Here is a 12,395-nt window from a genome sequence, read left to right as displayed (position 1 = left end):
AGAGGGATGTGTGGGAAATGTATAGTAAATTAAGGAAGACTGCCGGTATAGCCGTTGCAGCCGCCGTCGTCGCCTCCTGCTTGACGCAAGGCGCGGCACTGTCGGCCGCAGAGACGGCCGCGACGCCGGAAACGTACGATATCGTCGCTTTGGGAGATTCGCTGGCCGCGGGCTATGAGCACGGATTTACGGCAGAGTCCGTCCCTTACGGATTCGTCGAGCATGTATACGAGCAGGCGCTGTTCCAAGGCCTGCGCGCCGAATACGAGAACTACGGGGTCATCGGCTTGAAATCCGAAGGGCTTAGCAAGTGGGTTGCCGCGGCGGCCGCGGGAGAGGCTTCCGTCGGGAAGGACAGCATTCAGCCGGGCCTGTCCGATCCGCGAGCGGATCAAATATTCGCGCAAACGGCGCAGCTGAAGAAGGACCTTCAAGAGGCGGAGCTCGTGCTCATCGCCATCGGAGGAAACGACTTCCTTAGTCTGATCAAGAACTTGCAGAACGGAGATTCGCCTGCTGCTTATGAAGACATGGCCCCGGCCGACCAGCAAGCGCTCCAAACCGCGTTAGACAGCCTGCTGAGCGGCTATGAGCAGCAGCTGAAAGCGACGATTGAGGAAGTCCGTAAGCTTCAGCCGAATGCGCAGATCGTTGTCGCCAATCAATATTTGCCAATCCCGTTCGCGAAGATCAAAGGCGAGGTCATGTATTACATCCCGCAAAGCACGGCAGAATTTCTCGTGGACGGCCAGGCGAAGCTGCTGGAAATTCTAGAAGACGTAATCGGGGAATTCGAAGCGGAGCAAGTGGATATTAAGATGGCCGACGCGGCCGCGGCGATCGAGAAGAACGTTCTGATCTATACGAACGTCGGCAAGAAAGGCGAGGAGCAGGACGTGCATCCAACCCGCGACGGCTATGCCGCGATGGGCAAAGCATTCGCCGAGGCTATTTTCGGCGAATTCAAGACGGTCAGCAAGAAGCCGGCCGGCGTACCCATCTCCGTCGTCGTGAACGGCAAGGAGCTGAAGACGAGCTACACGCCGCGAGTCAAGAACGGACGCACCTTCGTCGCTATCGCCGATATTACCGATGCGATCGGCGCTGCCCGGACATGGGACGCCAAAACGAATACCGCCACGATCAAGCTGAAGAACCGTACGGTCGAGCTGACGATCGGCGCCAAGACGATCAAGGTCGACGGCAAAACGGTACCTCTGAATGCGGAGCCCGCCTACTTCGAGCAGTTCCCTGGCGAGAAGAAGACATACGTTCCTCTCGCCGCTTTGTCCGAGGGACTTGGCCTCCAGGTGGAATACCGCGAAATATTGGATACCGCATTCATTAATCCGTAAAAACCGGCATTCTATTCATAATCCTTTTGCAGCTGCTTCATAATATCAAGACCTTTCGCGGTCCAGCGGTGGAGGCGGTCAAGCGCCTCCGCCAGCTCCGCCGCCGCGGCTTTCAGCGATTCCCTGTACTCCGGAATCGTTCCGGCGTACGGCTGGATATCCCGCAGCAGCACGTTCGTCTTTTCCGTATAAGCAAGAGCGCGGCGTTCATGGAACATCGCGACGTCCGGATCGTATGGGTTGTGCAGGTCTCCCTGCTCCGGGTGCTTCAATACGGCGAGCACCTTCACGAGCGCTCTCGGACCGTTCAACTCCATCAATTCTCCTACATAATGGCCTGTCCTAACCTCAAACTTGACATGATCTCCCACATGCAATTCGGGCATTTCCCTCATGGCGCTTGTCATGATTATTTCCTCCCAAGAAACATATTTTATAGAAATAGGCTCGCGCTCTCTCTTGTGATTACTGTAAAGGAACGGGTTTTCAATGGCAAGCACGAGAAACGGTGCTTGTATTAACCTGACATGCAAAGTAATATGGAAATAGAAAAGTGGGTGAGAATATGCGCAAGAAGAGAGTGCTGCTGCTCTCGGAGGGGTTCGGCTCCGGCCACACACAGGCCGCGAACGCGCTGGCGGTCGGATTGAAGCAGTTATGCCCCAGCATCTCAGCCAGGGTCATCGAACTAGGAAAATTCCTCAATCCTGTACTTGGTCCTTGGATAGTATCAGCTTATCGCAAGACGGTCAGCACCAGGCCGAAGATGGTCGGTCTCATGTACCGAAGCAATTACAAAAAACCGACAAACCGATTGGCGCAAATGGCGCTCCACCGAATGTTCTATACGCAGACTTCCCAGGTGATCGCCCAACTCAAGCCGGATCTTATCGTATGCACGCATCCCGTTCCGAATTCGGTTGTCTCCAGATTGAAGCGATTGGGCCTCGACATGCCTTTATATACGCTTATTACCGATTATGACGCGCACGGCTCATGGGTGAGTCAGGAAGTGAATCATTACTTGGTCTCCTCTCCGGATGTGAAGCGTCGTCTAGTAGAGAAGGGCGTCCTGCCCGAACGCGTGGAAGTGACCGGCATTCCGGTTCACCCGAACTTCTGGGCTCCTGTCCCGGAGGAAGAGGTGCGAAGGCAGTTCGAGCTGAAGGAAATGCCAACCGTTCTCATCATGGGCGGGGGTTGGGGCATCTTATACGAGGACAACGCCTTATCCTACATGACCAAGTGGCGCGAGAGCACTCAGCTGATCTTCTGCGTCGGCTCCAACGAGAAGATGAAGGAGAAGATGCTGTCCGATCCGATGTTCCAGCATCCCAATATCCGCATCATTGGATTTACACGCGAGGTTCATAAGCTGATGGACGTCGCCGATCTGCTCGTAACCAAGCCTGGCGGCATGACTTGCACGGAAGGCATGAGCAAAGCGCTCCCCATGCTGTTCTACGAGCCGATTCCCGGCCAAGAGGAAGAGAACTGCGAATATTTTATCCATAACGGGTTCGGCGAGATGCTGGATTCCAACGATACCGTCGACCGCTGGTTCAAGCTGATTCACGATAAGGAAGCGTCCGCCGAGTTCCGCGAAGAGCTTCTGAATAAGCGCAACCTCCAATACGACGCCAAAAAATGCCCGGAGGCCGTTCTGCAACTCATGCAGTAACGGCTTTTTTTTCGCTAAACCCTCGCATTCCGCAAGACAAAGACGACAGCTGGCATTTCTGCATGCCATCAGCATAATTTTGGCGGCGTTCTTGGAATAGTAATAAATAATGAAGGGGGAACTAATGATGCGATCGCAAATGACAGACGGTAAAACAATAATTATGCGGCTCGAGATCGATACCGCGACCGCCCAGTTCGGCAAAGCGGCCACCGCCATCGAGCAGGCCAAAGGCGACATCGTCGCCATAGACGTCATACATACCGATAAGAACAAGAGCATTCGCGACTTAACGGTAAAAATTACGGAGCAAGGCGCCGCCGAGCGGCTGTCTAACGCGTTAAGCGCGGTTCCGGGCATCCGGCTTCTGCACGTATCCGACAGAACCTTCCTCTTGCACCTGGGCGGGAAGATCACGATACAGCCCAAGACGCCGATCCAAAATCGGGACGATCTGTCCAGGGTGTACACGCCGGATGTCGCACGCGTATGCCAAGCGATTCAGGCGGAGCCTTCCAAAGCGCACACGCTAACGATCAAGCGAAACACGGTCGCCGTTGTGTCCGACGGAAGCGCGGTGCTCGGGCTGGGCAACATCGGTCCATACGCGGCCATGCCCGTCATGGAAGGCAAAGCGATGCTGTTCAAGCAATTCGCTGACGTCGACGCTTTCCCGATCTGCCTGGATACGCAGGATACGGAAGAAGTAATCGCGGCGGTCAAGCATCTGGCTCCCGCATTCGGCGGCATTAATCTGGAAGACATTTCGGCCCCGCGCTGCTTCGAGATCGAACGTCGGCTGCGGGAGGAGCTCGATATTCCCGTCTTCCATGACGATCAGCACGGTACGGCCGTCGTGCTATATGCCGGGCTCTTGAACGCTTTGAAGCTGACGGGCCGCGAGCTGAGCAGCGCCCGCATCGTCGTTTGCGGCATTGGCGCCGCGGGCACCGCCTGCACGAAGATGCTGCTCGCCGGGGGAGCCCAGAACATCGTCGGCGTAGACCGCGCCGGCATTCTGACCTCGGACGAGAAATACGATAATGAAGTGTGGCAGTGGTATGCGGACAACACGAATCCGGAGAGGCGCAAGGGCGGCTTGAAGGAAGCGGTGGAGGGAGCGGATGTATTCATCGGCGTATCCGCCGGCGGGCTGCTGACAAGAGAGCATGTCTCCAGCATGGCGAACGACCCTATCGTCTTCGCCATGGCGAATCCGGAGCCCGAAATCAGGCCGGAGCTCATCGAAGACATCGTCGGCGTGTTCGCCACCGGCCGTTCCGATTACCCGAACCAAATTAACAACGTATTATGCTTTCCCGGCATCTTCAGAGGCGCGCTCGACAGCCGCTCCTCCGAAATCAATGAAGAGATGAAGCTTGCCGCGGCGGAAGCGATCGCGTCCGTCATCAGCGAAGACGAATTGAACCGCTTGTATATCATACCAAGCGTGTTCAATACCAAAGTCGTGGAGGAAGTGCGGCGCAGGGTAGCCGCCGCTGCGCGGCGAAGCGGCGTATCGCGCCGCAAATTGAGGGAATAAGAAAGCAAAGAAGCTGCAGGGCCGTTATGCGCGCCTGCAGCTTCTTTTTATTTGGAGAATTGATGTTCCGTCACCCTGTCGCTCTTCCTCTTCGCGAGCACGGCGATACCGGTTGCCGCCATTATGACACCCGTGGCGACGAATATCCAGTGTATGCCGAGGAACAAGCCGAGCAAGCCTCCGAGGAGCGGCCCCAGCATCGAGCCGAACTGATTGGCGCTGGCGGTAAGACCGAACGACCTTCCCCGGAACTGCTCGTCGGTGCTTTGGACCATCAGCGTATTCACGATCGGGCCGATCCCCGCCATGAACAATCCGAACACAAATTGCACGCAGGCGAACAACCATAGGGATTCCACGAAATATTGAAGGCAAATGACCGTCCCCGCGCACATCAGACACAGCACCAGAATACGATAATAGCCTTTGCGTTCGCCAAGCTTGCCCCATACCGGCGAGGCGATAATGCCGGCGATTCCGATCAGGGACAGGACGAATCCGGCCGACAGCACGGCTCCTTTGTCCCCGCCTTGCAAATCGGCGATATGCAGCGACAGAAGCGGCTGAATCATGTTGATGGACAATTGGAATATGACCAAAATGAGCAGCATATGAATCAGTGCCCGATTGCGGAACGCCATGCGGTACGTGATGGGCTGGGAAGGCTTCGGCTTCTTCTCGGAGGACTCCCGTCCCGGAGCGCTTGCTCCCTCCCTTACCCAAATAACGACCGCGAGGGCAGCCGCGAATATAATGACCGCCGCAACTATGAAGGACTTGCGCATGCCGAAAGCTTCCGCTAGCAGACCGCCGAAGAGCGGCCCGAGAATGCCGCCTGTCATCGTCCCGGCTTGCATCATGCCAAGGCTCCAGCCCAGCTTCTCTTTCGGCGCGATCGTCGCGACGATCGACATGGAGGCCGGCACGAAGCCCCCTACGAAGCCGTGCAGCATGCGCACGCCGACAAGCTGCAGCGGCGTCTGCACGAACGCGATAAGCGCATAAATAACAGCCAGGCTAAGCCCGGCGCGAATGACCATGTTCCGCTTGCCGAATTTGTCCGCGAGCATTCCCCACACGGGCGCCATTACGGCCCCTACCAGGAATGCGGAGGAATGTACGACCCCTGCCCACAGGTTAACCGAGCTTTTGTCGACGCCGAGATCGTACAGGAACAAAGGCAGAAACGGAACGGACATCGTATAGCTCGAGCTGCAGAACAAAACGCCGAACCATAAAATCCACATCGTTCGTTTCCAAGATTGCATATATGTCACTCCCGTCACTTCCACTATACGCCTCCTCCCCCGATACTTCAAAACGCGTATACAGGCGTATTTCGGAGGAAAAGAAGGGCAGGCCCTCATAATCCGACCCAAACGGGAGGACAGCCATTTTTTTTGAAACCATGCATCCTCCTCCTTCGTATAAGCCTCTGAGGCCGAATCTTTCGATTTTTTAACCTTTTTCCATGATAATCTTTGGAACAATTACCATGTGACTTTCGTCCCGGTTCCGAGCGACGAATCACCGGCTGTATGCTATACTTAACAGGTAAGTCGAACGAAAAGGAGCCTACTTCATGTTTCAAGCAATCGTCGATTTTCTGGAGGATTACGGTCCTTGGGGATTATTCGCGCATTCGTTCCTGGATGCCGTCATATTCCCGATTCCCGCATTCTTCCTGCAAGTTTCGCTTAGCATCGTCAATCCGACCACCGCGTTATGGCTGGCTACCGTCGGATATATCGCATGTTTGCTGGGCACTCCGGTAGGCTACTATTTGGGCAAGCTAATGGGTAAATCCGTTCTTTACCGCTTTCTAAAGGCCGAATGGATTGACGCGGCGACGACCCGCTTCCAGAAGAGCGGCGAATCCGCCATCCTGATCGGTTCCTTCACCCCTATTCCATTCAAAGTGTTTACCATTCTATCCGGCGCGCTTAACTTCCCGCTCTGGCGGTTAATCGGCTACGCGGCCATCGGAAGGGCCGTCAAGTTCTATGCCGTAGGCGCTCTGTTCTATTTCTACGGACGAGCGGCCGAATCAATGGTTAAGGACGTTTCGCTGTATATATTCCTGGGCAGCGTCCCGCTGATCGCGGCTTTCCTTATTATCCGCGCAAGGCTCCGCAAGAAGAAGAAAGCCACAGAAGCCGCAGAGGCCGCAAGCAATGAGCCATCATCCATTCCGAGCCCGCAGCCTCATCCGGAATCTGCCGAACTGAAAAGCGATCTTCAAGCCTAACGTCCGCACCAAAAAAAGCTATCCCATCCCGCTCTCGGAGCGGAATAGGATAGCTTTTTTGATTCAAGATAAAACCGGAAGAAATAGATTACAGCGCGCTGCCGCCGAACATGAAGCGGTACTCCCAATGCTTGCCTGTCACGGTGCTTGTCGTTACGCCGCCGCTCTCATTCGAATACGTGTGCAGTATTTTGCCGTCGCCAAGGTAGATGCCCACATGCGTAATTTTTTGCGACTGCTTGTTCAGTCCGCTGTACGACGACGCGCTGGAGCCTTTGTAAGACATAAAGAACATAAGGTCGCCGCGTTTCAGGTTGTTAATGTTCGTCGTGTAGTTGCCTTTTTCTTTGACATATGTGCCTTGCTGGCGCGAATCGGCAGGCAGCGTAATGCCAAGAGCGTCCTTGAACGCTTGTCTAACGAAATCGGAGCAATCGAAAGTCGTCGTCGTGCTGCGGTTCGAGCCGAATTCGTAAGGCGTGCCCAAATATTTCATGCCTGCGGCGATGACCTTCTCTACGGAAGAGCTCGCGGGAACGGAAGGCTTCGTTACAGTCGACGGCGTGTTAGCGCTTCCGCCCGTGCTGGAAGATCCCGAATTCGACGTGCCTGTGCCGATTGTGCCGCTGCCAACGGATATATACTGCGACTGCGACGAGACATAACCCTTGACGCCGCTCGAGTCAACGACTTCATACCAGTAGCTGCTAGGCTGGCCCGTGATTTGGACCTTCTCCCCTGCTTTCAAATAACGGATGCGATCGGCCGACGTGGAAGCCCCCTCGCGGAAAGAAACCGATTTCCGAATGGTTCCTACCTTGGTCGAAGCAGCCGTAACCTGAGAGCTTGTCCCGCCCGACACAGTGCCGGAGCTGCTTGCATTCAATTCCGTATATTTGGAAGAAGACGAAATGTAGCCGACTCTGCCGCTTGCGTCGCTTACTTTGTACCAGCTGCCCACCGTTGCGAGAACCGAAACCTGCTCGCCTTTCTTCAGCATGCGAATAACGTTGCCCGACGCGGAAGGTGCCGTTCTCATGTTAACTCCCCACGTTACTTCCGCGGATTGCGCCGCCGCCGCGTGAGCTGCAGGTGATGGCAATACCGTGAGTGTTCCGAACATCATCGCTGCCGCCATTGTCGCTGTTGCTATCTTGTGCTTCATTGTGTATTTCATTGAATACGCCTCCTTGTTGTGTATGCTTGCTGCCGTTAGCCGGCGTTGTACAACCATTGTACGGTCGACCGCAGCGGGCAAGCATCCACCTATGCTCCCAAATAGGTCTTCGGTAATTTAGGAGGAAAGACGTATCGGAATTGCTGAGAGAATATTAATAAAAGGCACCTCCGGTTAAGGAGATGCCTTTGTTTTTTGAATGCGGATAGAAGCTTTTCCTAGTGCCGGCTGAACGTGTGGGAATCCGCCAAAAACCTCATAAATATGAGAAGCCTCTCATTCGACAATAGGACTAAAGTTCTAATTTTCATTTCCAGTAAATCGGACTGGTGACAATTACCATGCGAGTAGAGGCGGTTCTAACCGTATATATTCCTCAATTCATCGTCGAATTCGATGGGCTTTCCGCTTCCTCCAGCGGCTCCACGTGCACATGGACGCCCATTATATTATGTTTGCGACCCAGCCTTCTTTCGATATCGTCGCAAATCTGATGGCTTTCGATCAGCGACAGCTCGGGATCGACCTGGATAATAACGTCGACCAGCACGTTGCTGCCATGAACTCTCGCCTTGATGTCCTTGATCGATATGACGCCTTTTGTCTTGGCGATCGTCGAACGGAACGTCTTCAGCTCTTTTTCGTCGAAGCCGTCGGTCAATGCGTGGGTCGAGCTGTAGAAGATGCCCCAAGCCGTCTTGCAAATAATAACGCCGACGGCGAACGCGGCAATGGGGTCCAGCCATGGCATGCCGAATTGCGCCCCGATAATGCCGACCGCCGCTCCTACGCTGACGAGCGCATCGGACAAATTATCCTTGGCTGCCGCCATAAGCGCCTGGTTTTGAATGCGTTTGGCCAATCGGCTGTTAAACCAATACACGACGCCCATACAGGCCGCCGAGAACAACGCGACCCAAGCCGTAATGAGATTGGGCATCGCATGCTCCGCCGCGATGATGGATCGTACCGCGGAAATCAGCACTTGCAAACCTACGCTTGCCATGATGAACGACGCGATCAACGCCGCAATCGTCTCCGCCCGGAAATGGCCGTACGGATGATCCTTGTCCGGCGGCTTCTGCGAAATGCGCAGGCCGATCAATACCGCCACGGATGCTACGATATCCGTTAAATTATTGTATCCGTCCGCGACTAGAGCACCTGAGACGAACCAATAGCCCGCTCCGAGCTTCAGCGCCGATAATGCGATATAGGCCGCGATGCTGACCCATGCGCCTTTCTCGCCTTGTTTAATATCATCATACTGTGTCAGATTCATACCCTCCTACCGATCCTCTAGCGAACTCTCTAGGGTATCATACCCGATCGTTTCCGTGTGGGTCTAGAGAAACAGTGTTGACCCCGTACGCACTTTTGTGCATCAAGGCAAAAGAGTGGGACGGCCGCCAAACGGGCGCCGCGCCATATATGTAAAAAACCGCCTCGGGAATTATTGCTCCCAAGACGGTTAGTTTATGCCTTCTATACCGCGTACATACGCTCGCGGATTTCTTTGATTTCCGGGCTTTCCAGGTATTCGTCGTAAGTCATCATCCGGTCAATGACGCCGTTAGGCGTAATTTCGATGATGCGGTTCGCGATCGTCTGCACGAACTGATGGTCATGCGAAGTAAACAGAATCGTGCATTCCGTATCGATCAAGCCATTGTTGAGCGCCGTGATCGATTCGAGATCCAAGTGGTTCGTCGGCTCATCCAAGATGAACACGTTCGCGCCTTCGAGCATCATCTTCGACAGCATGCAGCGAACCTTCTCGCCACCGGACAACACGCTTGCCTTCTTCATGGCATCGTCGCCGGAGAACAGCATCCGTCCCAGGAAGCCGCGCAGGAACGTCTCGTCCGGGTCCTTGGAATACTGGCGGAGCCACTCGACGAGGTTAAGGTCAACGCCGTCGAAGTACTTGGAGTTATCCTTAGGGAAGTAAGCGCGGGTCGTCGTGACGCCCCACGAATACGTGCCCGCATCCGGCTCCAGCTCGCCCGCGATCGTCTGGAAGAACGTCGTTTTCGGCAGGCCGTTCGGACCTACGAAAGCGATCTTGTCGCCCTTGTTGATCGTGATCGTCAGGTTGTCGATCAGCTTCTCGCCTTCGATGGACTTCGTCAGGCCTTCAACGAGCAGCAATTGCTTGCCGGCTTCGCGCTCGCCTTTGAACAGAATGAAAGGATATTTCCGGTTCGACGGACGAATGTCGTCCAGGGTGATTTTGTCCAGGAGCTTCTTCCGGGAAGTCGCCTGCTTGGACTTGGATTTGTTGGCGCTGAAGCGCTGAATGAACGCCTGCAGCTCCTTGATCTTGTCTTCCTTCTTCTTGTTCTCGCTGCGCATCAGCGACAGAGCCAGCTGGCTGGACTCGTACCAGAAGTCGTAGTTGCCCACGTACATTTGGATTTTGCCGAAGTCGATGTCCGCGATATGCGTACAAACTTGGTTCAAGAAGTGACGGTCATGGCTGACCACGATAACGGTGCCTTCATATCTGGAGAGGAAATCCTCCAGCCAGCGGATGGACTCGATGTCCAGATGGTTCGTAGGCTCATCGAGGAGAAGGATCTGAGGCGATCCGAACAACGCTTGCGCCAGGAGAACGCGAACCTTCTCGTTGCCGCCGAGCTCCGACATCTGCTTATCGTGCAGATCCGTGCCGATGCCCAGGCCGTTCAACATTTCCGCCGCTTCCGACTCGGCTTCCCAGCCGTTCATGTCGGCAAATTCCGCTTCCAGCTCGCCGGCGCGCATGCCGTCTTCGTCTGTGAAGTCGGCTTTCGCGTAGAGGGCGTCCTTCTCTTTCATGACCTCGTAGAGCTTCTTATGTCCCATAATAACGGTCTCCAGCACCTTGAACTGGTCGTATTCGTAATGGTTCTGCTTCAGAACCGCCAGACGCTCGCCCGGCGTAATATGAACCTCGCCCGACGTCTGCTCGACTTCCCCGGACAAAATTTTCAGAAACGTCGATTTGCCGGCTCCGTTCGCTCCGATCAGACCGTAGCAGTTGCCCGGCGTAAACTTGATATTTACATCTTCAAAAAGCGCGCGCTTCCCGTATCGAAGCGTGATGCCGCTAGTGCTAATCATGGTATTAATCCCGTCCTTCACTACAAAATCGCATTTTCTCGAACTATTATAGCATATACGGCTAGCGGAAACGAACGTTTATACAAGTTTAATTGAAAAAGAACAAGCAGCCGTCCTGCCAAAAGAGAACCTCCTTCAAGCGTTATGAAGGAGGCTCTGTCCGTGTTACACTTCCGGTTTAATTCCAGCTCAGCGGCACGATGCCGCCCGTTCGGGATGACTCGTAGATCGCGTCGAGAATGCGGTTGTTCGTATAACCCGACAAGGCCGAGGTGATCGGCGTCTTGCCTTCGCGAATGCACTCTGCGAAATGCTTGATCATTAAGATGCGGTCTTCCTCGCCTTCCAGCGGCTCGATCTCGGTCTCGACGACCTGATTATCCGCATGGGTGACGAAGGTCGCTTTCTCGCCTACGATCGCGATGCCGCCTTTGGTCCCCATGAGATGAATGAACGGCTCCTCCGGCAGGCCGGCCGCGTGGGCCGCCCAGCTGACGTCAAGCGACAGCGTCGCGCCGCCCTCGAGCTTGATCAGCGCGGAGGCAAGATCCTCGACGTCATAGTAGCCATCCCAGTTCGGCGTTCCCCAATTGCCGATGCCTTCTTTGTTCGGGCCGAACTCCGCGTAGGTGGAGCCGAATACCGAAACAGGCTTCGGATTTCCCATCAGATAGAGGGACAGATCCAGCATATGAACGCCGATGTCGATGAGCGGACCTCCGCCGGATAGATCCTTGCGAGTGAACCATGAGCCCCAGCCCGGAATCCCCTTCTTGCGAAGCCAGCCAGTCTTCGCGTTGTAGATGCGTCCGACATCGCCGCTGTCAATGCGCGCCTTTACCGCTCGGCTGAGGCCTTTCCACCTCATCTGATGGGACATCATGAGCACCTTGCCCGACTTCTCTGCTTGCTCCACGATGGCGCGGGCCGCTACCGAATCAATAGCCATCGGCTTCTCAAGCAGCACGTGCTTGCCACGCTTCAGCGCTTCGATGGCAAGCGACGCATGGAACTGATTCGGCACGCCGATAATGACCGCGTCAATGCTTTCGTCCTCCAGCAAAGCTTGCGGGGACTCGTGAACGGCGCCGATGCCGTGCTCCTCCGCCCGCTGCTGCGCGAGCGGCAAATAAGCATCCGTTACCGCCTTCGTCTCTACCCCTTCGACCTGAGCCAGCGTGCCCATGTGCACGTTGCCGATCGCGCCTGCTCCGATGATGCCGAATGTAATGATGTTATGAGTCATGTTGATTCTCCTTTTAGATCGTGTTCAAAAAAGTTCGGTT

The 12,395-nt window shown here is 55.0% G+C and carries 10 protein-coding genes; 4 read left to right on the top strand and 6 right to left on the bottom strand.

The window, feature by feature from the left end; all coding sequences use genetic code 11:
* Positions 1-17 precede the first annotated feature (17 nt).
* Entirely contained in the window at positions 18-1,355 is a 1,338-nt protein-coding gene (locus NQZ67_RS19795; RefSeq protein WP_257449282.1) for an SGNH/GDSL hydrolase family protein, read from the top strand.
* Between the two features lie 11 nt (positions 1,356-1,366).
* Here the strand turns inward: NQZ67_RS19795 and kapB are convergent, their stop codons facing one another.
* Positions 1,367-1,762, bottom strand: coding sequence for a kinase-associated lipoprotein KapB (gene kapB / locus NQZ67_RS19790; RefSeq protein WP_257449280.1), 396 nt, complete (start codon positions 1,760-1,762; stop codon positions 1,367-1,369).
* A 158-nt stretch (positions 1,763-1,920) separates the two neighbouring features.
* Between kapB and NQZ67_RS19785 the strand changes: the two genes are divergently transcribed.
* Together NQZ67_RS19785 and NQZ67_RS19780 are read left to right on the top strand one after the other, a co-directional pair.
* The gene (locus NQZ67_RS19785) at positions 1,921-3,036 is read left to right on the top strand and encodes an MGDG synthase family glycosyltransferase (protein WP_257449278.1); all 1,116 of its coding nucleotides are present in this window, start codon (positions 1,921-1,923) and stop codon (positions 3,034-3,036) included.
* 127 nt (positions 3,037-3,163) lie between these two features.
* On the top strand, positions 3,164-4,579 hold the full coding sequence (locus NQZ67_RS19780) for an NAD-dependent malic enzyme (RefSeq protein WP_257449517.1): 1,416 nt from the start codon (positions 3,164-3,166) through the stop codon (positions 4,577-4,579).
* A gap of 47 nt (positions 4,580-4,626) precedes the next feature.
* Here the strand turns inward: NQZ67_RS19780 and NQZ67_RS19775 are convergent, their stop codons facing one another.
* Positions 4,627-5,847: an MFS transporter gene (locus tag NQZ67_RS19775; RefSeq protein ID WP_257449276.1), complete on the bottom strand. Its 1,221-nt coding sequence runs from the start codon at positions 5,845-5,847 to the stop codon at positions 4,627-4,629.
* Positions 5,848-6,161: 314 nt separating this feature from the next.
* On the opposite strand from NQZ67_RS19775, the gene NQZ67_RS19770 reads away from it, so the two are divergent.
* On the top strand, positions 6,162-6,827 hold the full coding sequence (locus NQZ67_RS19770) for a YqaA family protein (protein WP_257449274.1): 666 nt from the start codon (positions 6,162-6,164) through the stop codon (positions 6,825-6,827).
* A gap of 88 nt (positions 6,828-6,915) precedes the next feature.
* Here NQZ67_RS19770 and NQZ67_RS19765 read toward each other — a convergent pair whose 3' ends face one another.
* From NQZ67_RS19765 to NQZ67_RS19750, 4 genes are all read right to left on the bottom strand, one after another.
* Positions 6,916-8,004: a C40 family peptidase gene (locus NQZ67_RS19765; RefSeq protein ID WP_257449272.1), complete on the bottom strand. Its 1,089-nt coding sequence runs from the start codon at positions 8,002-8,004 to the stop codon at positions 6,916-6,918.
* Between the two features lie 376 nt (positions 8,005-8,380).
* Positions 8,381-9,286 carry a cation diffusion facilitator family transporter gene (locus NQZ67_RS19760; protein WP_306812968.1) on the bottom strand — a complete coding sequence of 302 codons (906 nt, stop codon included), beginning with the start codon at positions 9,284-9,286 and terminating at the stop codon, positions 8,381-8,383.
* 203 nt (positions 9,287-9,489) lie between these two features.
* Positions 9,490-11,109, bottom strand: a complete 1,620-nt coding sequence (locus NQZ67_RS19755; protein WP_257449270.1) for an ABC-F family ATP-binding cassette domain-containing protein — start codon at positions 11,107-11,109, stop codon at positions 9,490-9,492.
* Positions 11,110-11,287: 178 nt separating this feature from the next.
* Positions 11,288-12,355, bottom strand: coding sequence for a Gfo/Idh/MocA family protein (locus NQZ67_RS19750; RefSeq protein ID WP_257449268.1), 1,068 nt, complete (start codon positions 12,353-12,355; stop codon positions 11,288-11,290).
* Positions 12,356-12,395 lie beyond the last annotated feature (40 nt).

Origin of the sequence: Paenibacillus soyae, from assembly GCF_024623455.1 — a bacterium.
Classification (GTDB): domain Bacteria; phylum Bacillota; class Bacilli; order Paenibacillales; family Paenibacillaceae; genus Pristimantibacillus; species Pristimantibacillus soyae.
Note: the sequence above shows the minus strand (reverse complement) of the source record. Positions and strands in the feature narration are given on the sequence as shown.

Bases quoted from the DNA above. Each gene is read 5' to 3' on its own strand.
- NQZ67_RS19755 (WP_257449270.1), bottom strand. From the start codon at position 11,109: ATGATTAGCACTAGCGGCATCACGCTTCGATACGGGAAGCGCGCGCTT.
- NQZ67_RS19760 (WP_306812968.1), bottom strand. From the start codon at position 9,286: ATGAATCTGACACAGTATGATGATATTAAACAAGGCGAGAAAGGCGCA.
- NQZ67_RS19780 (WP_257449517.1), top strand. From the start codon at position 3,164: ATGCGATCGCAAATGACAGACGGTAAAACAATAATTATGCGGCTCGAG.
- NQZ67_RS19765 (WP_257449272.1), bottom strand. From the start codon at position 8,004: ATGAAATACACAATGAAGCACAAGATAGCAACAGCGACAATGGCGGCA.
- NQZ67_RS19795 (WP_257449282.1), top strand. From the start codon at position 18: ATGTATAGTAAATTAAGGAAGACTGCCGGTATAGCCGTTGCAGCCGCC.
- NQZ67_RS19770 (WP_257449274.1), top strand. From the start codon at position 6,162: ATGTTTCAAGCAATCGTCGATTTTCTGGAGGATTACGGTCCTTGGGGA.
- NQZ67_RS19785 (WP_257449278.1), top strand. From the start codon at position 1,921: ATGCGCAAGAAGAGAGTGCTGCTGCTCTCGGAGGGGTTCGGCTCCGGC.
- kapB (WP_257449280.1), bottom strand. From the start codon at position 1,762: ATGACAAGCGCCATGAGGGAAATGCCCGAATTGCATGTGGGAGATCAT.
- NQZ67_RS19775 (WP_257449276.1), bottom strand. From the start codon at position 5,847: ATGCAATCTTGGAAACGAACGATGTGGATTTTATGGTTCGGCGTTTTG.
- NQZ67_RS19750 (WP_257449268.1), bottom strand. From the start codon at position 12,355: ATGACTCATAACATCATTACATTCGGCATCATCGGAGCAGGCGCGATC.